Genomic DNA, 21,949 nt, shown 5'->3' with positions numbered 1-21,949 from the left:
CGCATGGGCCACGATTTCGAACGCAGGCTGGTGCTGGCGGTGCGGGCGCACGGCTACGACACGCGTACGGCCAGGATGCAGGGGCTGATCCGGGAGGGACTGAGCGGCGCGCTGGACGTGGCGGCCCGGCGGGCCCGGCTCGACCGGCCGTCCTGGGGACGGGTCGGGGAGGTCGGGGGCGAGCTGGCCGTGCTGCCGCCGGGCGAGCCGGAGCCGGTGGTGTGCGACGCGTTCGTCCACCAGGTGCTGGGCGCGGTGCGCGAGCACAACCGGGTGACCGCGCCCGAGGGGCGGCTGCGCCTGCGGCTGGCGATCAACTTCGGCATGACGGCCGGGGAGGCGGCCGGCGGGTACACCGGGCCGGGCCCGGTGGTGGCCAGGGAGCTGGCCGGTTGCGCCGCCGCGCGGGCCGTGCTGGAGCGGGGCGCGGCCGAGCTGGTGGTGGTCATGTCGGCGGACGTCGTCGAGGACACCATCGCCGGGCAGCTCACCTCGCTGGAGACCAAGGACCTGCGCGAGGTCGACGCGGGCGGCCGGCGGGCGTGGCTGTGGCTGCCGGGCGGGCATCCCTGGCCCGAGGACCCGGCGGGCGCCGTCCCCGCTTCCGAAGCCGCCCCCGACACCGCCACCGCTCCTGCCCCGCCCGCCCCCGGCACCGGCAACGGCGGCGGCGGGCCGTTCGCGGGGGCGCACATCATCGCCGGCACCGTCGCCGGCCGCGACGTCCACCAGCACTTCGGAGACAGGACATGAGCGACAAGGAACCGCCGAACCAGGAGGAGCCGAAGAGCCCCGACCCCCAGAGCCCGGAAGGCGAGCCCGAGCCCGGCGAGCGCAAGCCGCACGACCTGGGCCGGGAGATCTCCGCCAGAGCCGCCACCCCCGGCGTCGTGCAGGACCGGCTGGGCACCGAGGCGGACGCCTTCTCCAGCTTCGGCGGCGCGGACGTGCGCGCGGGCCAGGCGGCCGGCCGCGACCTGTACATCACCTACCACGCCGTGTCGGCGGCCACGGACGCCCCGCGCGTGTGGCGGCTGGGACCGGCCGACCTCGAACACGCGGACAAGCGGTTCGTCGCCCCGGCCGACTTCGACGCCCTGGCCGAGGCGGCCGGGACGCGCCCGGTGCTGTTCCTGCGGGCCGACCCCGGCAGCGGCAGGTGCATGGCGGCCACCAGGCTCCTGCTCGGCTGCGCGGCGGTCTACCGGCTGCACGCCGACACCCGGTTGAGCGCGCTCACCCCCGACGTGCTGGCCAAGGGATGCGGCTACATCCTGGCCGACCTGCCGGGCTCCGCCTGCCGCGAGCTCACCGCCGACGACCTCGGCCAGCTCGCCGACGTGTTCGAACGCGCCCACGCGCGGCTCGTCGTGACGATGTCCGCCGGCGGCCGGATCACCGGCTCCGGAGCCGGCGCGCTGGTCGTGGAGCTGGGCGAGGTGACCGACCGCGTCGAGGTCTTCTACCGGCACCTGAGCCGCGACCTCGACGACGAGGCCACGGAACGGGTCTTCGGCGACCGGGAGATGATGGCGCTGCTCCGGAGCGAGCTGGACAAGAACTCCTCGCCCGCGCACGCCGCCCTGGTCGCGGCGTACGCCGCCGAGGCGTACAAGGCGGGCGAGCCGCTGGCCGAGACCGTCGGCGACCGGCTGGCGATGCTGGACGCGGCCGAGTTCGAGAGGTGGGCCGAGGGCCTGCCGGACCTGCCCACCCAGAGCATGGCGGTGGCGGTGTCGGTGCTGGGCGGCGAGCCGTACGAGACGGTCTCGGCCGCGGCCGAGCTGATGCGCGAGAGCCTGGAGCCCGAGCACCCGCTGGAGAGCGCGGAGCCGGCCAGGGACGCCCCGCTGGTCGCGCGCAAGCGGGCCCGGTTGCGCGCGCTGCGCGCCCACGTCGTCCGCTCGACGGTGCAGACCCGGCACGGCGGCGCGCCCACCGAGGTCGTGCGCTACCGCGACCCGAGCTTCCAGCAGAAGTACCTGCTCTACTTCTGGAACGAGTACGACCAGGCGCGTCCCACCCTGCTGGCCTGGTTGCGCGTGTGCGCGCGGCACGAGCTGGAGTCGGTCCGGGTGCGGGCGGCGGTCGCCACCGGCGTCCTCGGGGCCAGGTCCTTCGACCACGTCCGGGCGCTGGTGATCAGGCCGTGGGCGGAGGGCGACGACCCCGACCTGCGGGACGCCGCCGCGCGGGCCCTGCGGCACGCCGCGATGGCCGACCCGGACCTCGCGCCGCCCGTCCGGAACCTGGTGCACGCCTGGTCGGCGGACGAGTCGCCGGAGCTGCGGGCCACCGCGGCCCGGTGCTGGCGGATCGAGTACGACGCGGCCGGCCCCGCCGCGGCCATGAAGGCCCTGGAGGAGCTGGCCTCCTCCGCCGACCTGGACGTGATGACGGCGATCTGCAACAGCCTCACCGAGATGTGGGAGGTCGACGGCGAACGTCTGGAGGCGCCCGCGCTCCTGCTGCGCTGGCTCGGCAAGAGCTCGCGCAAGCCGATCGCCCGCCTGGCGTTCCTGCTGGCCGCGGCCGACCTGGTCCGCCAGGTGAGCGGCGCCACCTGGCCGGCCCTGCTCTACATCGCCACCCGGGACCCCGTACGGCACCGGGAGATCGCCGCCCTGTGGCGGGACGCCGTCACCGCACCCCACCTGAACCCGCACGCCAAGGAGATCCTCGCCGAGTGGGCGCACACCGTGGACGCCCATCCCCTGGCCCGCAGGTCGTTCGCGCGTCTCATGCAGGCGGTCGCCGAGACCCCGCGCAGCGCCACGATCCTGGCCCACGAGGCCGGCAAGTGGGCCAAGGGCTCGCGTCCCGCGCCCGCCGCCGCCGCGGAGGTCCTCCGCCTCGTCCGAGAAGAGAGTTGACCGCAGTGAACCAGCCCATGCCTCCCCAGCCCATGCCTCCCCAGCCCCTGCCCGGGAACGGCGGCCCGCCGCGGCACCACGGCGGCGCCGGCCCGCAGCCGGTGCCGCCCGGCCCGGCCCTCCCGCAGAACTACCCGGCCGGGATGACCGGCCCGCTCCCCCAGGGCCCGCCGGTGCCGCCGCACTCGCGCAGCCCCCGCGAGCACCTGCCCCAGCACGCCGCCGAGGACATCTGGGGGCCGCCCGCCCCGCCGCCGGTCCCGCTCATCCTGGTCGAGCAGACGGTGCAGGAGGCGGGCCGCGCGCCCATCCAGCCGGGACGGGCGCTGCTCTACAGCGACGACTCCGGCCAGGTCTTCCATCTGGCCAAGCCGCCCGGCATCTTCGTCCGCCGCTACCGGTGGCGGTACGAGGTGGACATGTCCGACCACTACACCGCGCTGCACCTGGAGCTGGCCAGCAGTTCGCGGGCGGCCAGGTTCCGGCTGCGGATCGACGTGGGGTGGCGGGTCACCGACCCGGTCAAGATCGTGACGTCCCGGATCCAGGACGGCAACGCCCTGGTGCAGTCGCGGGTCCGCGAGGCGGTCTCGCCCGTCTGCCGCGGCTTCGACATCACCCGCGACGCCGACCTGGAACGGCAGCTCATGGCCGACTTCGGCAACGACCGGGTGCAGAGCTACCCCCAGGAGGGCATCTCGCTGTTCCGCTTCGCCGTGCAGGTCAGCCACGACCGCAAGGCGGCCGGCTGGATGGCCGCCCAGGCGGACGCCCGCATCGAGGGCCAGCTTGAGGCCGAGGGCATCACCGGCCTGCGGCACCAGATCACCTCCGAGGACGACCTGATGCTGCTGCTGCTCCACCGCGCACCCGAGCGGGTGGCCGACGTCATCGGCGACATCCGCAAGCGCAAGGAGCTGAGCATGCAGGCCCGCATCGACCTGTTCAACAAGCTCGTGGACAACGACATGATCCAGGAAGCGGAGATGGACACGATCCGCAAGCTGATCATCGAGCCCATCGAGGGGATCGCCAGCGCCGCGCCGATCGGGGCGTTCGGGATCGAGCAGATCGGCGCGCGGGAGCCGCGGCCCGCCCTGCAGCCCCCTCCCCCGCCGGCGGCCGGCCCCCGGGACGACGGCGAGGACGTGCTGCCGTCGCAGGTGGTGCCCGGATCGGTGGACCACGTCACCGGCTGGCAGCCGGCGCCCTGGCAGCGCGGCCGCCACCACAACGGCCACGCCGCCGGTCCCCGCACGGGCGAGACGTACGACGACGGCTTCGACAGCGGCTTCGAGGACGGGTTCGGCGGTGGCCCGCACGTCGTCGGGGAGCCGTGATGCCCTGGCCCTTCCGCAAGGCGCCGCCTCCCGTCCCCGCCGAGCCCGCGGCGCCGGCGTCCTCGCCCGCGGCGCGGCTGCCCTGGCGGCTGCCGGACGAGCCGGCCCTGGCCGGGATCGCCGCGGACGCCGTCAGCGTCGGCGACCTGACGGTGCGGGCGGTGTCGCTCGTGGGCCCCGGCCACCGGTGCGCCGAGCCCGCCGTGCCCCGGCAGGACGCCTACCGCCTCGGCAGGGACACCGCCAAACGGCACCTGATCGTGGCGCTCGCGGACGGCATGTCCGACAGCAGGCAGTCGCACCTGGGCGCGAACGTCGCGGTCACCGCCCTGGTCGGCCGGGTCAGAGCGGACCTGGACCGCGGCGGCCCCCTGCGCGCCTGCGACGTCTTCCTCGACGCGGCCCGGCAGATGGCCGGCTCGGCGGTGCGGCACGGCGTCACCGAGCACGACGTGCGGGCGGCGGCGCTGGTCGCCGTCGTCCCGGTGAGCCCGGATCCCGGCGGGCGGCGCACGGCCAGGCTGATGGCGCTGGCCGACGTCGGCGGCTGGCTCCGGCTCCCGCGGGGCTGGCGGCGGCTGATCGGCGAGGAGAAGGCCGGGCTGGACGCGGGCCGGCTGACGGAGTTCCTGCCCTTCCATCCCGACCAGGTCACGAGCGTCACCGTCGAACTCGCGCCGGACGCGGTGCTGGCGCTGGCCACCGACGGCCTGGGGGACGCGCTGGCGCCCGGCGACCCCCTGGCGGGCTGGTTCGCCGGCCGGTGGAGCGCGCCGCCGCCCATCGCCGAGTTCCTGCGGGACGTCGGCTTCGAGTCCCCCGGCAGGCTCGACGACCGCACCGCCGTCGTCGTGTGGTGCGCCCCATGACCGGCAGGCGGGCGCAAGGGAGGTGCGGGTCGTGAGGGCATGGTCGGACAGCCCGTTCGAGGCCGTCACACCGATCGCGGAGGTCGCCGAGCGCGGCGCCGTGCTCGCGGCCGAGAACGGCGAGTCGGAGATCGTCTACGAGTGCGCCGCCCACCCCGGCTGGCTGGTGAAGCTCTACCGGCCTGGTCACACCCCCGGGGCGGCCGGCGTGCTGGAGCGGCTGATCGCCCTGCCGGCCGGGATGCCGGCGGCCGATCGGGCGCTGATCGACCGGAGCGTGTCCTGGCCGGTCACCCGGGTCGTGGACGGCGCCAGGACGGCCGGGGTCGTCGTCGCCAGGGCGCCGGCGGAGTTCGGCGTCCCGATGCGGATGATCTCGGGATCGACGACGGTCCGGCTGCTGGAGGTCGACCATCTCGTCCAGGCCGATCCGGGGTTCTTCGCCCGGCGCGGCTGGGAGACGCCGGCCCCGGCCGAGCGGCTGGCCGTCGCGCGCAACCTCGCCGCCGTCGGGGCCCTGCTGGAGCGGCACGACGTCGTCTACGGCGACTGGTCCTACGCCAACGCCTTCTGGACGCGCCGCAGCGGCCGGGTGTTCGTCATCGACGTGGACTCCTGCGGGTTGACGGACCGGCCGTGGGTGGAGTCCAAGATGTGGGACGACCCCCGCGTGGCGCCCGGTGACCGGCTGACCGTCCGGACGGACCGGTACAAGCTGGCGGTGCTGGTCGTGCGCTGCCTGACCGGGGTGCGCGGACCGGACCCCGAAGCCGCCCACGCCGCGCTGCCGTCGGCCGTGCGCGACGGGCCGCTCGGCCAGGCGCTGCACCGGTCGCTGACCGCCGCCGACCCCGCGCGGCGTCCTGCCGTCGCCGAGCTGCTGGCCCTGCTGGAGACGGCGCGCCCGGAGCAGTTCGTCCGGATCCCCGTCCCGCGCCCGCCGCTCGGGCCGGTCACGGACGTCCCGCCCGACCGCCCCGCCTCCCCCGCAGCCCGGCCCGCTGCCCCTCCGGACCGGGCCGCCTCCCCTGCGGGCCCGCCCGCTGCCTCTGTGGGACGGGCCGCCTCCCCTGCGGACCCGCCCCCTGCTTCTGTGGACCGGGCCGCCGGTGCGACCGGCGGGCGGGCAGGGCGGCCGGAGCGCCGGCCCGCGGACGCCGCCCCTTCCGAGGGCCGGCCGACGACGGCTCCTGGCGGGGTCCTCTCCCCGGGACGCCTGCTGCCCGTGGTGATCGTGGTCTGCCTCGCCGTCCTTGTGCTGCTCGCCGGCGCCGGGCTCGTGGCGTCCCTGTTCGCCTGAGCCGGCGTCCGGCCCCCAACGACGTCAGATCTGGAGCCCCCGTGAACGATCCAAGCCCCGGCCAGGCCGGGCAGCAGGTCCTGCCGACCTATCTGGTGCTCGACGTGTCCAAGTCCATGAAGCCGCACGAGAGCCTGCTCAACCGCACCCTTGAGGACATCGTCAACACGCTCTACTCCAGCCCGCGCATCTCGGAGTTCGTCCATCTGTCGATCCTGACCTTCAGCACCCGGCCGCACGTGGTGCTGGCGATGACGGAGATCGCCGCCCTGACCGGCCTGCCGACCGTGGAGTGCCGCGGGTCCACGTACTTCGCCCCGTTGTTCGAGACGCTGCGCGACCGCATCGAGCTCGACCTGTCCGGGCTGACCGCGCGGGGGTCGCGTCCGCTGCGGCCCGTCGTGTTCCTGCTGACCGACGGCGCGCCCGCCGACACTCCCGCGCAGAGATGGGTGGAGGCGTTCGAGGCGCTGACCGACCCGCGGTGGCGTCCGCATCCGCACGTCCTCACCTACGGGTTCGGCGAGGCGGTCGAGGGGGTGTTGCAGCGGATGGCCACGGTCGCGGCCTTCATCGCCGAGCCCGGCGCGGCGACCGACACCGAGGCGATCACCTCCGCGCTGAACACCATGCTCAACTCCCTGGTGGCCACCGCCGCCGGCAACACGTTGCAGGTCCCGGAGCGGGTCGCCGGCTTCCGCGAAGTCCCCCTCGACCACGTCGAGTTCTGATGACGGGCCGTGCTGACGGGACCTGTCCCCGGCCGGATCGGAGGCTTGCGTGGACGGTGTGTGCGTGACCGCCCGCATCGACGAGCGCGCCCCCGGGACGGCCGCCGCCCGGGCCCGGCTAGAGACGGCGCTGACCACGGCGTTCGACTCCGCCTCACGGCCCAGCACTGACGCCGGGGGCGGGCGCGAGGCCGGGGGCCAGGCCGGGGGCCAGGGCGGCGGGGAGCAGCGCTGGTTGCCGGACCACGGTGTGCACCTGCTGCTGCCGGTCGGCGGTGACTCGCTGGACGTGCTCTCGCGCCTGCTGCGGGAGGTCGGCGCCGCGCTCGACGACGCCAACCGAGCCTGCGGCGCCCGGTCCGGGATCAGGCTGCGGCTGGCGCTGGCCCGCGGGCTGGTCCTGCCGCCGGGGATCGCGGGCCACGCCGTCGCCGAGTGCCTCCGGCTGCTGGACAGCGACGCGGTCCGGGCCACGACGGCGAACCTGACCGTGGTCGCCTCGGACTCCTTCTTCCAGAACGTGGTGGCCCGGGGGCTGCTGGACCACCGTCCCGAGGACTACCGTCCCGTCCGGGTCGGCCGTGGCGCGTCCCCGATCGCCTGGCTGCACGCCCCGGACGGGCCCGCCCCGGACAGGCCCGTCGCGGACGGGCCGTGCCGTTCGCGGGCCGGGGAGATGGCGGCGCGGGCCGGGCGGCTGCTGGGGCGGGGCGAGTACCGGCAGGCGATCCTCGACCTGGAGGAGACGCTGCGGCTGCTGCCCGGGGCGGACGGCCCGGACGCCGAGGAGTCGCTGCTGCGGCTCGGCGACTGCCACCGGCGGCTCGGCGACGTCGAGGCCGCGGCCCAGACGTGGTCGTTCCTGCTGGCACGCAGGCCGCTGTGCGCGGCGGTGTGCCAGCGGCTGGGCCGCCTGGAGCTCGAACGCCACCGCACCCACCTCGCGCTGGTCTACCTCACCGAGGGCCTGCGCCTGATCCGAAGCCGCCCGCTCCCAGCGCTCCCAGCGGTCCCGGCGGGAACGGCGGGAACGGCGGGCGCGGCCGGGGCGGCCGGGGCGGCACAGACGGCGGCACAGACGGCGGCGCCGACGGGAACGACGGGAACGCCGGCGGACCGGCTGGCCTGCGCGCTGCTGCTCGACCTGTCATGCGTGCGCACCGCGCTGGGCGACCTCGCCGTCGCCGACGCCTTCCTCAACGAGGCGGCCGAGGCCGACCCCCGCAGCCCGCTGCCGCTGGTGCCGCTCGCCTTCCGGGCGGCCCGGCGCCGGGACCTGCAGACGACCCGGCGGCTGCTCGGCACCGCCCTGATCCGGGTTTCCGGTGAGGACAGAAAGGACTTCCTCCGGGAAGTTTGCACAGGTGCCGCATCCCGGGAAGGCGGCGACGTCATAATCAGGGTTCTCCAGGAGCACGGCCTGTACCCGGCGGCGTCCCCCTGGACGACGAACGTCCCCCGCCCCCCACCCGCATGATCCGAGGTGACGCGCATGCCTCCCGACCTGTGGCCCAAGACCTCCTTCCTCGGCGCGCTGGACGAGCTGACCCGCAACGCGCTGCTGCGCCTGGGCCGTGTCAAGACGTACGGCTCGGGGGAGGCCGTGGTCCACCAGGGCGATCCGGGCGAGGCGGTCTTCCTGCTGCTCACCGGCCGGGTCAACGTGCACGCGACGGTGGAGAACGGCGCGGAGACGCTGCTGGCGATCCGCCATCCCGGCGACATCCTGGGCGAGATGGCGGTGTTCGGGGACATGCCGCGCACCGCCACGGTGACCGTCCGGGTGCCGGCCACCATGCTGGTGGTGGGCGGTGAGGCGTTCAAGCAGTTCGTCGGCTCGCAGCCGAGGGCCGCGGTGGCGCTGACCGCCATCACCGCCGACCGGCTGCGGCAGGCCAACATCTTCCGCGCCGACGCGGCCGGCTACGAGGTGGACCAGCGGCTCGCCCGCGCCGTGCTCTACCAGGTGCAGCGGTACGCCAACGTCGTGGACGGCCACTGGGCCGCCGACCTGCGCCAGGCGGAGCTGGCCATGCTGATCGGCGCGAAGGAGGGAACGGTGCAGAAGGCCATCGCCGCCATGAAGGAGCTGGTCGTCAGCCAGCGCGGCCGGGTGGTCATCCTGGACGTGGCCGGGCTGGCCGCGCTGGCCGACATGGACGTCCCGGACCACCTCCTCGGCGATCCCCCACGGTGAGCGCCGGCAGGGGCCGCCCGGGACCCCCTCCCGTCCCGCCGGCCCCTGCGCGGCGGGCCGGGCTTCCACCAGGATCGCCGCTGTCCGGGCCGGCTTCCCCGCACCAGTAGGGGTTGCCGGTCGCGGGCCCCCCGGACAATGACCTCGACCATCGACAGGAGAGGACGCGCATGTCATCGCCGCGAAGAGTGCTCTGCGGAGCCGTCGACATCAAGGGCTGGAGCGGACGGCCCGTGCCCGAGCAGATCCGCGCCCAGCAGAGCCTGGTCACGGTCGTGTACGCGGCCTGCCGGGCCGCCGGGCTGCCTGAGGAGATCGTGCAGAGCAGCGGCGACGGCGTGCTGATCATGCCCCCGAGCGACATCGACGAGACGGCGGTCGTCCCCGAGCTGGTGCACGGGCTGACCGTCGCGCTGCGGCAGGAGAACCGGCTGCTGAGCGAGGGCGCCCGGATCCGGCTGCGGCTGTCGCTGACCAACGGCGTGGTGTCGACCGGGCCCACCGGCTTCAGCGGCCCGGCGATCATCGAGTGCTTCCGGCTGCTCGACAGCCCGGCGGTCAAGTCGGTGCTGGTGGACCATCCGGCCGCCGAGCTGGCGGTGGTCGTCTCCGACCATCTCTACCAGGACGTGATCCGGCACGGCTTCCGCTCCTTGCGTCCCGATGAGTTCTGGAAGGTGGACGGGACGATCCCGGAGCGGGGCTTCTCGGCGACCGCGTGGGTGTGGGTGTCGGAACGGGCGCAGGGCGGCGTGCCCGGCGCCGCCCGTACGGCCGGCGCCGCCGACGGGGTCGCCTCGCTGGAGGAGCTGCTGCGGGCCGAGCCTGCCCCCTCGCCCTCCACGTTGCTGCGGCTGGGCCGCGCCCAGCTCGACGCGGGTGAGGCGGAGGCGGCGCGGCTGACCTACACGTACCTGATCGAGCGCGCGCCGCGGGAGGCCACGGCGTATCTGGAGCTCGGCCGGCTGGAGCGGCTGGCGGGCCGGCCCGCCGCCGCCCGGCACTACTTCGCGACGGGGGCCGGCCTCCTGGACGACGGCGGCCTGCTGGCGCGGCTGGTGCGGGAGCTGCTGGAACTGTCGGCGTGACCGGCGGCGGTCAGAGGTTCTGCACCACCGCGATGACGGCCGTGACGGTGAGCATCGCCAGGCCGGCCAGCAGCGCGCCGAGCGCCAGGCCGGCCCAGCGGTACTTCTTCCTGGCCACCCTGGCGTTGGCCCAGACCTGGTGGGCGAGGGCGGGCACGAGCTCCTCGGGCCGGGCGACCAGGCCGCTCAGCTCGCCCATGTACGTCTCGGGCCGGGCGCCGAAGCGCGTGGCGACGTGGTGGTAGTGCAGCGCGTTGGTGGGCTCGCTGCGCACCCTGGGGATCAGCGCCAGCGCGGCGGCGAAGGCCGCGGCCAGGACGCACACCGCGCAGGCCGCGGCCGCCAGCCCGAAGGCCGCCCCGGTGCGGGGGACGCTCCTGATGAGCGTGTAGACCAGGCCGCCGACGGCCCCCGCCGCGGCCAGGGTGAGGCCCGCCTTGGTCTCGGCGTGCTTGACCAGGTCCACGACGAGCGTGAGCGCCTTCCAGGCGTGCTCGGCCCCCGGCTCGGCCGGCGGCCCGGCGGGCGGCACGGCGGGCGCGACGGCGGGAGGGGACTTCTTGACGGGAGCCCGCTTCATGAGGGCGTTCCCGGGTGCGGATGCGCGCGCCGGCCGGGCCGCCGGGGCTGTCCTGGACGGGTCACGGAGCTAGGTCGCTTTCCAGCCGGTGCGGGCCGCCCAGTCCTCGGCGGTCGCCACGACCAGGTCGACGACCGGGTTCTTCATCTCGGTGTAGGCCGCGCCGTCGGTCACCGTCTCGGCCAAGGACCGCTTGAAGGCCGCGTAGGCGGGCACCGCGGCCGGATGGGCCCGGAACCAGTCGCGGAACAGCAGGGCGAAGCGCTCCCCCGCGCCGCCCGCCGCGCGCAGGTGCAGGTTGACGTCGGGCCCGGTGTGGCCGCGGCGCATCCAGAGCCGCTTGCGCCACAGGTCGGGCGGGCCGGCCGAGCCCGCGGGGACGTGGTCGTGGAAGTAGGCGGTGCGGGCGAAGCCCAGCGCGCGCAGCGCCTCGGCCAGAGCCTCCTCGGCGTCGTCGAGGTCGGGCACGCTCACCTGGAGATCGAGGATCGGTTTGGCGTCCATGCCGGGGATGGAGGTGCTGCCGATGTGCTCCACCCGGAGCGCGGGGGGCGTCAGCGCGTCGAGCAGCTCGGCGGCGAGCGCCTTTCCGGCCGATTCCCAACCCGGATCGTTTCTCGCGATGTCCACGCTAGGCACAGACAAATGGTAACCCCGCCCGCGCGGCACACCTAGAGCTTTTCTCTTTTCACGTTCGACGCCATTTTCTTACCGCTACGACCAGGGGTTTCACCAGAAGAAAACGCCTCCGGAAAAGAGGCCCGACAGCCCGCGGGAACGATTTCCCGGCGGGCTCCCGGCATTTCCCGATTTTGTTTACGGCGTCACGAGACCGAGCGATGGAGGGCCGCGGTCAGGTCGGTGACGCGTTTGACCGAGCCGCTCCACGCGCTGCCCGCCGGATGGGCCGTGAGCACCGCCATGACCAGACGGTCGCCCGCGCCGGCCAGCCCCGTCGTGTGCAGCACGGGCCGCCCGTAGTCGGGCACGCCGGAGCCGGTCGCGCGCTGCGCGATCCAGGAGACGGGCGCCGCCAGGGCCTTGGGGTCGCACCTGCCGGGCGGCGTCGTGCCGAACCCCGACCAGCCCTGCTTGACCGCCCACGGCCTCGGCACCGCGCGCGGGATGCCGAAGGTCTGGTCGAAGCCGTCGGTGCCGCACGGCGTGGAGGCGCGCAGGTGGCCGAGGACGAGGTCGCGCACCCGGGCGTCGGCGGTGTCGAGCAGGTAGCGGTAGGTCCGGACGACGTCGTACGCGCTGAGCGAGGTGTAGCCCCAGAAGCCGGGCTTGGACGCGGGCGGCGGGGTGGTGTCGGACAGGCCGAGCCGGCGGGCCATCCGGACGATGATCTGCCCCTTGCCGTCGCGGTCCCAGAACGCCGAGGCGGCGTCGTCGTCGCTGGAGCGCAGCATGATCTTCAGCAGCCGGGCGTCGGCCGGGGGCACGCTCTTGCGCCGTTCCAGGTAGTCGATCGCGATGAGGATCTTGACGACGGACGCCGAGCGGAACTTGCGGTGGGCGTTCCGGACGGCGACGATCTTGCCCGCCTTCCTGTCGAACACCACCCAGGCCGCCGTGGTGCCCGGCGGCACCTGGATCGGGCGGGCGACGGCGGCGTGGGCGGGCGTGGCCAGGGCGACGACGGGGACGACCGCCGCCGCGGCGGCCAGGGGCTTCATTCGCACCCGCCTATAACTACCAGATTGTGTCGTCCAGCCCTTGACCCTCCAACGAAAGCGGGTATAAACACAGGAGAAACCAAACCGAAACGGCGGTGAACCAACATCATGTACGCCGAGGAGCGGCAGCAGGAGATCCTCCGCAGAGCGCGGGACGCGGGCCGCGTCGACGTGGTGCGCCTGGCCGCCGAGCTCGACGTGACCACCGAGACGATCCGCCGCGACCTGACCGCGCTGGAGCGGGCGGGCGTGCTGCGCCGGGTGCACGGCGGCGCGATCCCCGTGGAGCGCCTGGGCTTCGAGCCCGCGCTGGCCGCCCGCGACGAGGTGATGACCGCCGAGAAGGAGCGCATCGCCAAGGCGGCCCTGGCCGAGCTGCCCGAGGACGGCTCGGTCATCATCGACGCCGGCACCACCACCGGCCGCCTGGTGCAGGCGCTGCCCGCCGACCGCGAGCTCACCGTGATCGTCAACTCGCCGCCGCTGGCCACCGTCCTGGCCTCGCGGGCCAACCTCCAGGTGATCGTGCTGGGCGGGCGGCTGCGCGGCAAGACGCTGGCCACGGTCGACGACTGGGCGCTGCGCCCGCTGGCACACCTCAACGTCGACGTCGCGTTCATGGGCGCCAACGGCTGCTCGCCCGCCCGGGGCCTGACCACGCCCGACCCGGCCGAGGCGGCGATCAAGCGGGCCATGGTCCGGGCCGCGCAGCGCAGCGTGCTGCTGGCCGACCACACCAAGTTCGGCAACACCTACCTGGCCACGTTCGCCGAGCTGGGCGAGATCGACGTGGTGATCACCGACGCCGGGATCGACCCGGCGCTGGCCGCCGACGTGGCCGCCGCCGGGCCGGAGGTGATCCGCGCGTGATCCTCACGTTGACGCTCAACCCGAGCCTCGACCGCACGATCGAGATCGCCGCCCTGGCCAGGGGCGCGGTGATCCGGGCCGCGCGGGCCCGGCTCGACCCGGGCGGCAAGGGCGTCAACGTCTCGCGGGCGCTGCTGGCCAACGGCGTCGCCGCCCGCGCCGTGCTGCCCTTCGCCGGGGACGAGGGCGCGCAGCTCGTCCGCCTGCTGGCCGCCGAGGGCCTGGACATGGTCACCGTCCCCGTGGCGGGCACGACCCGGTCCAACGTGGCGCTCGCCGAGCCCGACGGCACCGTCACCAAGATCAACGAGCCGGGGCCCGCGTTGTCGGCGGCCGAGCTGGACACGATCGCCGAGACCGTGCTGGCCGCGGCGCGGGAGGCGGACTGGGTGGTGGCCTCGGGCAGCCTGCCGCCCGGGGCGCCCGCCGACGTCTACGCCCGGCTGTGCCGCCGCTTCGCCGCCGCGGGCCTGCGCGTCGCCGTGGACACCAGCGGCCCGGCTCTCGCCCGTGCGCTGGAGGCCGGTCCGGCGCTGGTCAAGCCCAACCTCGACGAGCTGGCCGCGGTGACCGGCCGGCCGTTGTGCCGGGTCGGCGACGTGGTCGAGGCGGCGGCCGGGCTGCGCGCCGCGGGCGCCCGCACGGTGCTGGCCAGCCTCGGGGCCGACGGCGCCGTCCTCGTCCAGGACGACGGCGTCTGGTACGGCGAGGCCGCGGTCACCGGCCCGCGCAGCTCCGTCGGCGCCGGCGACGCCATGCTGGCCGGGTTCCTGGCCGCGGGCGGGCACGGCGTCGCCGCCCTGGCCGAGGCGCTGGCCTGGGGCGCGGCGGCGGTCCGGCTGCCCGGCAGCAGGATGCCCGGCCCCGCCGACATCGACCGCGCCGGGGTGCGCACGGGAGCCCCCGACCCGGCCCGCCCGCTCACCGTCCCGCACGCGCCGGCCGTCCCGGAGCCGGTCGCCCCCTCACCGCACGGCTGATCCACTGCTCATCCCCCCGAAGGAGCACGTCCATGGCCGACAGTTACACCCCTCCGGTCTACGGCACCGGAGTCAAGGCCACCATCCAGCGCCTAGGCGGCCATCTGGCCGGGATGATCATGCCGAACATCGGCGCGTTCATCGCCTGGGGCCTGATCACCGCGCTGTTCATCCCCACCGGCTGGCTGCCGGACAAGGAGCTGGCCGCGCTGGTCGACCCGGTCATCAAGGCCCTGCTGCCGATCCTCATCGCCTACACCGGCGGCCGCATGGTCCATGGGCAGCGTGGCGCGGTCGTCGGCGCGGTGGCGGCGATGGGCGTGGTCGTGGGCTCGGACATCCCGATGTTCCTGGGCGCGATGATCGTCGGCCCGCTCGCCGCCGTGATCCTGAAATATGTGGACAAGTTCACTGAGCAGCGGACCCGGGCCGGGTTCGAGATGCTGGTGGACAACTTCACCGCCGGCATCGTGGGCGCCGCGATGGCCGTGGCCGGGGTGCTGGGCATCGGGCCGGTCGTCCGGGTGGTCACCGACGCGGCGGGCCAGGCGGTCGAGTGGCTGATCACCAACAACCTGCTGCCGGTGGCCTCGGTGCTGATCGAGCCGGCCAAGGTGCTGTTCCTGAACAACGCGGTCAACCACGGCGTGCTGGGGCCGCTGGGGGTGGCCGAGGCGGTGCGGCAGGGCAGGTCGATCCTGTTCATGCTGGAGTCGAACCCCGGTCCGGGGCTCGGGCTGCTGGTGGCGTACCTGCTGTTCGGGCCGCGTCCGCTGCGGCCGAGCACGCCCGCCGCGATGATCATCCACTTCTTCGGCGGCATCCACGAGATCTACTTCCCGTACGTGCTGATGAAGCCGCGGCTCATCCTGGCCGTCATCGCGGGCGGCGCGGCCGGCGTGTTCACCTTCATGATCACCGGCGCGGGCCTGGTCGCCACGCCCTCCCCCGGCAGCATCTTCGCCTACCTCGCGGTGACGCCGCGCGGCGGCTGGCTCGGCTCGATCGCCGGGATCGCGGTGGCCACCGCCGTGTCGTTCGCCGTCGCCGCCGTCCTGCTGGGCTTCGGCCGGGGCGAGAAGGAGCCGACGCCGGACGTCCCCGGCCCGCAGGACGCCGCCGCGGACCCGCCGGCGCCCGCGCCCCAGAGCCCCGAACCCGCCGGCACCGAACCCGCGAGCACCCGACCCGTCCGGACCGAACCCGTCAGCAAGGAGGCGTGAGCCGTGGCCGGCATCGACAGCAAGGACATCCACAAGATCGTCGTGGCCTGCGACGCGGGCATGGGCAGCAGCGTCATGCTCGCCTCCCAGCTCCGCAAGCAGCTCAAGGAGAGCGGCGTCACCGTCGAGCACACCCCGGTGAACTCCATCCCCGCCGACGCCGACGTCGTCGTGTGCCACGCCGGGCTGGCCGCCCGCGCCAGGGCCGCCGCGACGGGCAAGGCGCTGGTGTCCTTCCAGGTCTTCCTCGGCGACCCGGCGGTGACCGCGCTGGTGAACACCATCAGGAACGGCGGCACCGTCGATGCGTGAGGACCTGCTCGACGCGCGGGCGATCCTGCTGCACGAGAGCGCGGCCTCGCGGGAGGAGGCCGTCCGCCGGTGCGGGCGGGTGCTGGTGGAGGTGGGGGCGGTCGCGGAGCCGTACGTCGAGGCGATGCTCGAACGCGAGCGCACGATCTCCACCTACGTCGGCGAGGGGGTGGCCGTCCCGCACGGCACGGCCGCCTCCAAGCGGGACGTCACGCGCGACGCGATCTGCGTCGTGCGCTTCCCCGGCGGGATCGACTGGGACGGCGAGCGCGTCACGCTGTGCGTGGGCATCGCCGCCGCCGGCGACGGGCACGTGCCGCTGCTGGCGGCGCTGGCCGAGATCCTGCTCGACCCCGACCGGGCCAGGGCGTTGCGCGAGGCGACCGAGCCGGCCCAGGTGCTGAAGGAGCTGACGTGAAGGTAGCCAGGTTCCACGCCCCGGGCGACATCAGGATCGAGGACGCGCCGGAGCCGCAGGCCGGGCCGGGCGAGCTGAAGATCCGGGTGCGCAACTGCTCGACCTGCGGCACCGACGCCAAGATCTTCCGGTACGGCCACCACCACATCAGGCCGCCGCGCGTGATGGGCCACGAGATCGCCGGCGAGGTCGTCGGCACCGGGGCGCGGGTGCAGGTGATCGCCGCCATCCCGTGCGGGACGTGCGCGGAGTGCCGCCGGGGCCGCCTGACCGTCTGCCCGCGCCAGGAGTCGATGGGCTACCACTACGACGGCGGCTTCGCCGAGTACGTGGTCGTCCCGGCCAAGGTGCTGGCGGTGAACGGCGTCAACCACGTCCCGGACGGCGTCGGGTTCGCCGAGGCGTCGGTGGCCGAGCCGCTGGCCTGCGTGCTCAACGGCCAGTCGCTGGCCGGGGTGGGGCCGGGCGACGACGTCGTGGTGATGGGCGCGGGCCCGATCGGCTGCCTGCACGTACGGCTGGCGCGGGCGCGCGGCGCGTCCCGGGTCTTCCTGGTGGACGTCAACGCCGACCGGCTGGCGATGGCGGCCGAGCTGGTGCGTCCCGACGCGGTGATCGACTCCGACGCCGTCGGGCAGGTGCTCAAGCTGACCGGCGGCCGCGGCGCCGACGTCGTGATCACCGCGGCGGCCTCGGGCGCGGCCCAGGAGCAGGCCGTCCGGATGGCCGCCCGGCAGGGGCGCGTGAGCTTCTTCGGCGGCCTGCCGAAGGACGACCCGGTCATCGCCCTCGACGCCAACCTGGTCCACTACCGGGAGCTGACCATCGTGGGCGCGAACGGCTCCAGCCCCGCGCACAACGCCGAGGCCCTGCGCCTGGTGGCCGAGGGCGCCGTCGTGGTGTCCGACCTGATCACCCACCGGCTGCCGCTGCCCCGGGTGCTCGACGGGATCGACCTCGTCAGCACGGGCAGAGCGATCAAGGTGACGATAGAACCCTGAAGGAGGTTGGCGATGGCGAGTCGAACGGTGGCCGTGGCCTCGGCCGGCGGCCTGCACGCGCGTCCGGCGAAGGTGTTCGTGCGGGAGGCGGCCCGGCTCGGGGTGCCGGTGCGGGTGCGGCTCGGCGAGAAGTCGGTGCCGGCCGGCAGCATGCTGGGGGTGTTGTCGCTGGGCGCGGTGCAGGGCACGGTGGTGACGCTGGAGGCCGAGGGCGCGGGGGCCGAGGAGGCGCTCGACGCGCTGGCCGCCCTGCTGTCCCGCGACCTCGACGCCGTCCCCGCGCCGGGCGCGGGCGCGGCGGCTGAAGCCGCGACCGGGGCCGGTGAGGCGCTCGATGCCTGAGGCGACGCTGAAGGGCGTGGGGGTCAGCCAGGGCCGCACCGCCGGGCCCGTGGTGCGGATGGCGGCCCCGCCGGTGCTGCCCGCCCCCCGCCGGGTCACCGACCCCGGCGCCGAGGCGGCCGCCGCCGCGAAGGCCCTCGACGCCCTCGCCGCCGACCTGGAGCGCCGCGCCGCCCACGCCGGCGCCGAAGGGGCCGAGATCCTGGAGGCGCTGGCCATGATGGCCGCCGACCCGGAGCTGCGCGAGCAGGCCGAGGCGCACGTGCGCGACGACGGCCTGGACGCCCCCCACGCCCTGGACGCCGCCTTCTCCGCGCACCAGGAGGCCCTGGCCGCGCTCGGCGGCTACCTCGCCGAGCGGGCCGCCGACCTCGACGACCTCAGGGCCCGCGCGGTGGCCGCCGCCCTGGGCCTGCCCATGCCGGGCGTGCCCGACCCCGGCCATCCGTTCGTGCTGGTGGCCGCGGACCTGTCGCCCGCCGACACCGTCGGCCTGGGCCCGCGGGTGCTGGCGCTGGTCACCGAGCGCGGCGGGCCCACCGGTCACACCGCGATCCTGGCCCGCGGCCGCGGCCTGCCCGCCGTGGTGGCCTGCGCCGGGGTCATGGACGTCCCCGACGGGACGGTGGTCGGCGTCGATGGCGTCACCGGCGAGGTCACGGTCGGCCTCACCGGCGCGGAGGCCGACCGCGTACGGGAGTCCGACCGGCGCGACCGCGAGCGGCTGGCCACCAGCGCCGGTCCGGGCAGGACCGCCGACGGCCACCCGGTGAAGCTGCTGCACAACATCGGCTCGGCCGCGGACCTGCGGCCGGGCGCGGAGGGCGTGGGCCTGTTCCGCACCGAGTTCCTGTTCCTCGACCGCAGGCTGCCGCCCTCCCACGAGGAGCAGGTCGCCGCGTACGCGGAGGTGTTCGCGGAGGCGTTCGCCGCGGGCGTGCCGGTGACCGTGCGCACGCTCGACGCCGGCACCGACAAGCCGCTGCCCTTCCTGGGCCTGCCGGACGAGCCGAACCCGGCGCTGGGCGTGCGCGGCCTGCGCGTCGACCGCGTGCTGCCCGGCGTCCTGGACGCCCAGCTCGACGCCATCGCCGAGGCCGCCCGCGCCACGGGCGCCGACGTGCGGGTGATGGCCCCGATGGTGACCACCGCCCGCGAGGCCGCCGACTTCGCCCGCCGCGTCCGCGCCCGCGGCATCCCCAGCGCGGGCGTGATGGTCGAGGTGCCCGCCGCCGCCCTCCAGGCCGACGAGCTGCTGGCCGAGGTGGACTTCCTCAGCGTCGGCACCAACGACCTGGCCCAGTACACCTTCGCCGCCGACCGGCAGCATCCCGGCCTGTCCGACCTGCTCGACCCGGCCCAGCCCGCCCTGCTGCGGCTGGTCGGCATGTGCGCCGAGGCGGGGCTGCGGGCGGGCAAGCCGGTCGGCGTGTGCGGCGAGGCCGCCGGCGACCCGGCGGTCGCGCCGCTGCTGGTGGGGCTCGGGGTGTCCAGCCTGTCGATGGCCCCGGTGTGCGTGCCCGTCGTCCGCGAGGCGCTGGCGGCCCTCACCCTGCAGGAGTGCCGCGAGCGCGCCCGCCTGCCGCGGCGCTGACCGGTCAGCCGACCGGCTCGGGGTTGTGGGCCCTGAGCCGGAGCCGGTCGTCCTCGACGTCCACGGTGACCTTGCCGCCCTCGGCCACCTCGCCGGTCAGCAGCATCGTGGACAGGCGGTTGTCCAGTTCCCGCTGCACGGTCCGGCGCAGCGGGCGGGCGCCGAACTCGGGCTGGTAGCCGCGCCGGGCCAGCCAGTCCTTGGCCTCGTCGCCGACCTCCAGGGTGACGTCCTGGCCGCGCAGCCGCTGCCGGGTGCGCTCCAGCAGCAGGTCCACGATCTGGCGCAGCTGCTCGCGTTCCAGCCGCTTGAAGATGATCACCTCGTCGATGCGGTTGAGCAGCTCGGGGCGCAGGGAGTGGCGCAGCAGGTCCATGAGCTCGTCCTGCAGGCGCGGGGTGTCGCCCTCGGCGTCCAGGATGAGCTGGGCGCCGATGTTGCTGGTCATGATGACGATGGTGTTGGTGAAGTCGACCGTGCGGCCCTGTCCGTCGGTCAGGCGGCCGTCGTCGAGCATCTGGAGCAGGATGTTCATGACGTCGGGGTGGGCCTTCTCGATCTCGTCGAGCAGGACGACGCCGTGCGGGCGGCGGCGGACGGCCTCGGTGAGCTGGCCGGCCTCCTCGTAGCCGACGTACCCGGGGGGCGCGCCGATCAGGCGGGAGACGGTGTGCCGCTCCTGGAACTCGCTCATGTCGATGCGCACCATGTGGTCCTCGCCGCCGAACAGCGCGGCGGCCAGCGCCCTGGCCAGCTCGGTCTTGCCGACGCCGGTCGGGCCGAGGAACAGGAAGCTGCCGATGGGCCGGTTGGGGTCCGACAGGCCCGCCCGGGCGCGGCGGACGGCCTCGGCGATGGCGGTGACGGCCTCGTCCTGGCCGATGACCCGCTCGTGCAGGTGCTCCTCCAGCCGCATCAGCCGCTCGCGCTCCTGCTCGGTGAGCTGGGTGACGGGAATGCCGGTACGCCGGGAGACGACCTCGGCGATGTCCTCCACCATGACCTGCGGGACGCTGTCGTGCCCCTGCCGGGCGCGGTCCAGCTCGGGACGGAGCTTGTCGATCTGGACGGTGAGCTCCTTGGCCCGGTCGAAGTCGTCGGAGGTGACCGCCTGGTCCTTGTCGCGGCGCAGCGCGTCTAGGCGTTCCTCCAGCTCGCGCACGTCGCTGGCGGGGGTGCGCGAGCGCAGCCGGACCCGGGCCGAGGACTGGTCCATCAGGTCGATGGCCTTGTCGGGCAGGAATCGGTCGGGGATGTAGCGGGCCGAGAGGTTGGCGGCGGCGTCCAGGGCCTCGTCGGTGATGCGGACCTGGTGGTGGGCCTCGTACGCGTCGCGCAGCCCGGCCAGGATCTCGACCGTCTGCTCGACGGTGGGCTCGCTGACCAGGATGGGCTGGAAACGGCGTTCGAGCGCGGCGTCCTTCTCGATGTTCTTGCGGTACTCGTCGATGGTGGTGGCGGCGATGACGTGCAGCTCGCCGCGGGCCAGGGCGGGCTTGAGGATGTTGGCCGCGTCCATGCCGCCCTCGGCCGAGCCGGCGCCGACCAGGGTGTGCACCTCGTCGATGAAGACGATGGTCTCGTCGGCGTGCGCGCGCACCTCGTCGATGACCTTCTTGATGCGCTCCTCGAACTCGCCCCGGTACTTCGACCCGGCGACCATGCCGGTCAGGTCGAGCGCGACGACGCGGCGGTCCTTGAGCGTGTCGGGCACGCTGCCGTTGACGATGCGCTGGGCGATGCCCTCGACGATGGCGGTCTTGCCGACGCCGGGCTCGCCGATCAGGCACGGGTTGTTCTTGGTGCGCCGCGAGAGCACCTCGATGGCCTGCTCGATCTCGTCCTCGCGGCCGACGACCGGGTCGATCCTGCCCTGCCTGGCCTCCTCGGTCAGGTCGCGGCCGTACTCGTCGAGCGCGGGCGTGTCGGTGGGCCGCCGTCCGTCGCCGTGCTGCTGGCGGGACGCGCCGGACACGATGGCCTGCTGCAGCTCGTTGGCCGAGACGCCCTGCTCCTGGAGCAGGCGGGCGGCCCCGGAGTCGGGGTTGGCGGCCAGGGCGAGCAGCAGGTGCTCGGGGCCGATGTAGGAGGACTGGAGGGCGCGGGAGATGCGCTGGGCGTCCAGGACGGCGCGCTTGGCCGCCGGGGTGAGCGTGGTGGGCGGCTCGGTGCCGGTGCCGGGTCCGGTCAGGGCGTCGATGCGGTCGCGCAGCCTGCCGAGGTCGACGCCCGCCGCCTGCATCAGCGGGCGGGTGGCGTCGGACTCGGTCAGCGCGTCGAGGACGTCCAGGACGTCCAGGTCCTGCGCGCCGCGCTGCCCGGCGACCTCCAGGGCCCGGCTGAGCACCTCCCTGGCCGAGGCGCTGAGGAGCTTGCCCACGTCGACCCGCTGCACGCTGGGACGGGACGGCGGCCAGCCCTCCATCCCGCCGAACACCCGCCCGGTGAGCTCCTCGAACCCCCTGAACGGATCTCCCCCGAAGAACGACCTGAACGGCATGTCCGACATTTGATCTCCCCCTAGTGCATCAGGGGGACATCTAGCCGAAGAA

At 74.8% G+C, this 21,949-nt stretch carries 21 protein-coding genes; 17 read left to right on the top strand and 4 right to left on the bottom strand.

The genetic code is table 11. The features are described 5' to 3' along the window. Window positions 1–3 precede the first annotated feature (3 nt). The 9 genes from ACIBST_RS21620 to ACIBST_RS21580 all read left to right on the top strand — a co-directional run bounded on the left by ACIBST_RS21620 (window position 4) and on the right by ACIBST_RS21580 (window position 10,398). Entirely contained in the window at window positions 4–753 is a 750-nt protein-coding gene (locus tag ACIBST_RS21620) for a hypothetical protein (RefSeq protein ID WP_397173930.1), read from the top strand. Next, window positions 750–2,873, top strand: a complete 2,124-nt coding sequence (locus ACIBST_RS21615) for a hypothetical protein (protein WP_397173929.1) — start codon at window positions 750–752, stop codon at window positions 2,871–2,873. The genes ACIBST_RS21620 and ACIBST_RS21615 overlap by 4 nt, the downstream gene beginning before the upstream one ends. A gap of 32 nt (window positions 2,874–2,905) precedes the next feature. Beyond that, window positions 2,906–4,213 carry a hypothetical protein gene (locus ACIBST_RS21610; RefSeq protein ID WP_397173927.1) on the top strand — a complete coding sequence of 436 codons (1,308 nt, stop codon included), beginning with the start codon at window positions 2,906–2,908 and terminating at the stop codon, window positions 4,211–4,213. Further along, window positions 4,213–5,082 (top strand): protein phosphatase 2C domain-containing protein, encoded by an 870-nt coding sequence (locus ACIBST_RS21605; protein ID WP_397173925.1) that lies wholly within the window; start codon window positions 4,213–4,215, stop codon window positions 5,080–5,082. The genes ACIBST_RS21610 and ACIBST_RS21605 overlap by 1 nt, the downstream gene beginning before the upstream one ends. 31 nt (window positions 5,083–5,113) lie before the next feature. Beyond that, window positions 5,114–6,382 (top strand): hypothetical protein, encoded by a 1,269-nt coding sequence (locus ACIBST_RS21600; protein WP_397173923.1) that lies wholly within the window; start codon window positions 5,114–5,116, stop codon window positions 6,380–6,382. Window positions 6,383–6,423: 41 nt separating this feature from the next. After that, a complete protein-coding gene (locus ACIBST_RS21595) occupies window positions 6,424–7,113 on the top strand; it encodes a hypothetical protein (RefSeq protein ID WP_397173921.1) in 690 nt (229 codons plus the stop codon). Between the two features lie 64 nt (window positions 7,114–7,177). Next, window positions 7,178–8,590, top strand: coding sequence for a tol-pal system YbgF family protein (locus ACIBST_RS21590; RefSeq protein WP_397173919.1), 1,413 nt, complete (start codon window positions 7,178–7,180; stop codon window positions 8,588–8,590). 15 nt (window positions 8,591–8,605) lie between these two features. Further along, window positions 8,606–9,310, top strand: a complete 705-nt coding sequence (locus ACIBST_RS21585; protein ID WP_397173917.1) for a Crp/Fnr family transcriptional regulator — start codon at window positions 8,606–8,608, stop codon at window positions 9,308–9,310. 170 nt (window positions 9,311–9,480) lie between these two features. After that, on the top strand, window positions 9,481–10,398 hold the full coding sequence (locus ACIBST_RS21580) for a tetratricopeptide repeat protein (protein ID WP_397173916.1): 918 nt from the start codon (window positions 9,481–9,483) through the stop codon (window positions 10,396–10,398). Between the two features lie 10 nt (window positions 10,399–10,408). On the opposite strand, the gene ACIBST_RS21575 is transcribed toward ACIBST_RS21580, so the two are convergent. The 3 genes from ACIBST_RS21575 to ACIBST_RS21565 all read right to left on the bottom strand — a co-directional run bounded on the left by ACIBST_RS21575 (window position 10,409) and on the right by ACIBST_RS21565 (window position 12,657). Then, window positions 10,409–10,978: a Pycsar system effector family protein gene (locus ACIBST_RS21575; RefSeq protein WP_397173914.1), complete on the bottom strand. Its 570-nt coding sequence runs from the start codon at window positions 10,976–10,978 to the stop codon at window positions 10,409–10,411. Window positions 10,979–11,047: 69 nt separating this feature from the next. Continuing rightward, on the bottom strand, window positions 11,048–11,617 hold the full coding sequence (locus ACIBST_RS21570; RefSeq protein ID WP_397173912.1) for a GrpB family protein: 570 nt from the start codon (window positions 11,615–11,617) through the stop codon (window positions 11,048–11,050). A 185-nt stretch (window positions 11,618–11,802) separates the two neighbouring features. After that, window positions 11,803–12,657 carry a hypothetical protein gene (locus ACIBST_RS21565; RefSeq protein ID WP_397173910.1) on the bottom strand — a complete coding sequence of 285 codons (855 nt, stop codon included), beginning with the start codon at window positions 12,655–12,657 and terminating at the stop codon, window positions 11,803–11,805. A gap of 108 nt (window positions 12,658–12,765) precedes the next feature. Here ACIBST_RS21565 and ACIBST_RS21560 point away from each other — a divergent pair, with 108 nt between their 5' ends. From ACIBST_RS21560 to ptsP, 8 genes are read left to right on the top strand one after another with little or no spacing between them, the layout of a single operon-like run. Next, window positions 12,766–13,527 carry a DeoR/GlpR family DNA-binding transcription regulator gene (locus tag ACIBST_RS21560; RefSeq protein ID WP_352350975.1) on the top strand — a complete coding sequence of 254 codons (762 nt, stop codon included), beginning with the start codon at window positions 12,766–12,768 and terminating at the stop codon, window positions 13,525–13,527. Next, entirely contained in the window at window positions 13,524–14,507 is a 984-nt protein-coding gene (pfkB, locus tag ACIBST_RS21555) for a 1-phosphofructokinase (RefSeq protein WP_397173909.1), read from the top strand. Before ACIBST_RS21560 ends, pfkB begins: the two co-directional genes overlap by 4 nt. A gap of 32 nt (window positions 14,508–14,539) precedes the next feature. Beyond that, on the top strand, window positions 14,540–15,730 hold the full coding sequence (mtlA, locus tag ACIBST_RS21550) for a mannitol-specific PTS transporter subunit IIC (RefSeq protein WP_397173907.1): 1,191 nt from the start codon (window positions 14,540–14,542) through the stop codon (window positions 15,728–15,730). Between the two features lie 3 nt (window positions 15,731–15,733). Continuing rightward, window positions 15,734–16,042, top strand: coding sequence for a PTS lactose transporter subunit IIB (locus tag ACIBST_RS21545; RefSeq protein WP_397173905.1), 309 nt, complete (start codon window positions 15,734–15,736; stop codon window positions 16,040–16,042). Beyond that, window positions 16,035–16,460, top strand: coding sequence for a PTS sugar transporter subunit IIA (locus tag ACIBST_RS21540; protein ID WP_397173903.1), 426 nt, complete (start codon window positions 16,035–16,037; stop codon window positions 16,458–16,460). The genes ACIBST_RS21545 and ACIBST_RS21540 overlap by 8 nt, the downstream gene beginning before the upstream one ends. Further along, complete coding sequence (locus tag ACIBST_RS21535; RefSeq protein WP_397173901.1) at window positions 16,457–17,461, top strand: zinc-dependent dehydrogenase; 1,005 nt, start codon at window positions 16,457–16,459, stop codon at window positions 17,459–17,461. Before ACIBST_RS21540 ends, ACIBST_RS21535 begins: the two co-directional genes overlap by 4 nt. Before the next feature lie 12 nt (window positions 17,462–17,473). Further along, window positions 17,474–17,803 carry an HPr family phosphocarrier protein gene (locus tag ACIBST_RS21530; RefSeq protein ID WP_397173899.1) on the top strand — a complete coding sequence of 110 codons (330 nt, stop codon included), beginning with the start codon at window positions 17,474–17,476 and terminating at the stop codon, window positions 17,801–17,803. Next, a complete protein-coding gene (gene ptsP, locus ACIBST_RS21525) occupies window positions 17,796–19,397 on the top strand; it encodes a phosphoenolpyruvate--protein phosphotransferase (protein WP_397173897.1) in 1,602 nt (533 codons plus the stop codon). Before ACIBST_RS21530 ends, ptsP begins: the two co-directional genes overlap by 8 nt. A gap of 4 nt (window positions 19,398–19,401) precedes the next feature. Here the strand turns inward: ptsP and ACIBST_RS21520 are convergent, their stop codons facing one another. Next, on the bottom strand, window positions 19,402–21,906 hold the full coding sequence (locus tag ACIBST_RS21520; protein WP_397173896.1) for an ATP-dependent Clp protease ATP-binding subunit: 2,505 nt from the start codon (window positions 21,904–21,906) through the stop codon (window positions 19,402–19,404). Window positions 21,907–21,949: the final 43 nt, after the last annotated feature.

It is taken from the genome of Nonomuraea sp. NPDC049684 (assembly GCF_044465345.1).
Taxonomy (GTDB): Bacteria; Actinomycetota; Actinomycetes; order Streptosporangiales; family Streptosporangiaceae; genus Nonomuraea.
Note: the sequence above shows the minus strand (reverse complement) of the source record. Positions and strands in the feature narration are given on the sequence as shown.

Coding starts and splice junctions, on each gene's coding strand:
- ACIBST_RS21610 (WP_397173927.1), top strand. CDS start 2,906: ATGCCTCCCCAGCCCCTGCCCGGGAACGGCGGCCCGCCGCGGCACCAC.
- ACIBST_RS21580 (WP_397173916.1), top strand. CDS start 9,481: ATGTCATCGCCGCGAAGAGTGCTCTGCGGAGCCGTCGACATCAAGGGC.
- ACIBST_RS21560 (WP_352350975.1), top strand. CDS start 12,766: ATGTACGCCGAGGAGCGGCAGCAGGAGATCCTCCGCAGAGCGCGGGAC.
- ACIBST_RS21540 (WP_397173903.1), top strand. CDS start 16,035: ATGCGTGAGGACCTGCTCGACGCGCGGGCGATCCTGCTGCACGAGAGC.
- ACIBST_RS21565 (WP_397173910.1), bottom strand. CDS start 12,657: ATGAAGCCCCTGGCCGCCGCGGCGGCGGTCGTCCCCGTCGTCGCCCTG.
- ACIBST_RS21615 (WP_397173929.1), top strand. CDS start 750: ATGAGCGACAAGGAACCGCCGAACCAGGAGGAGCCGAAGAGCCCCGAC.
- ACIBST_RS21620 (WP_397173930.1), top strand. CDS start 4: ATGGGCCACGATTTCGAACGCAGGCTGGTGCTGGCGGTGCGGGCGCAC.
- ACIBST_RS21605 (WP_397173925.1), top strand. CDS start 4,213: ATGCCCTGGCCCTTCCGCAAGGCGCCGCCTCCCGTCCCCGCCGAGCCC.
- ptsP (WP_397173897.1), top strand. CDS start 17,796: ATGCCTGAGGCGACGCTGAAGGGCGTGGGGGTCAGCCAGGGCCGCACC.
- ACIBST_RS21530 (WP_397173899.1), top strand. CDS start 17,474: ATGGCGAGTCGAACGGTGGCCGTGGCCTCGGCCGGCGGCCTGCACGCG.
- ACIBST_RS21520 (WP_397173896.1), bottom strand. CDS start 21,906: ATGTCGGACATGCCGTTCAGGTCGTTCTTCGGGGGAGATCCGTTCAGG.
- ACIBST_RS21575 (WP_397173914.1), bottom strand. CDS start 10,978: ATGAAGCGGGCTCCCGTCAAGAAGTCCCCTCCCGCCGTCGCGCCCGCC.
- ACIBST_RS21585 (WP_397173917.1), top strand. CDS start 8,606: ATGCCTCCCGACCTGTGGCCCAAGACCTCCTTCCTCGGCGCGCTGGAC.
- mtlA (WP_397173907.1), top strand. CDS start 14,540: ATGGCCGACAGTTACACCCCTCCGGTCTACGGCACCGGAGTCAAGGCC.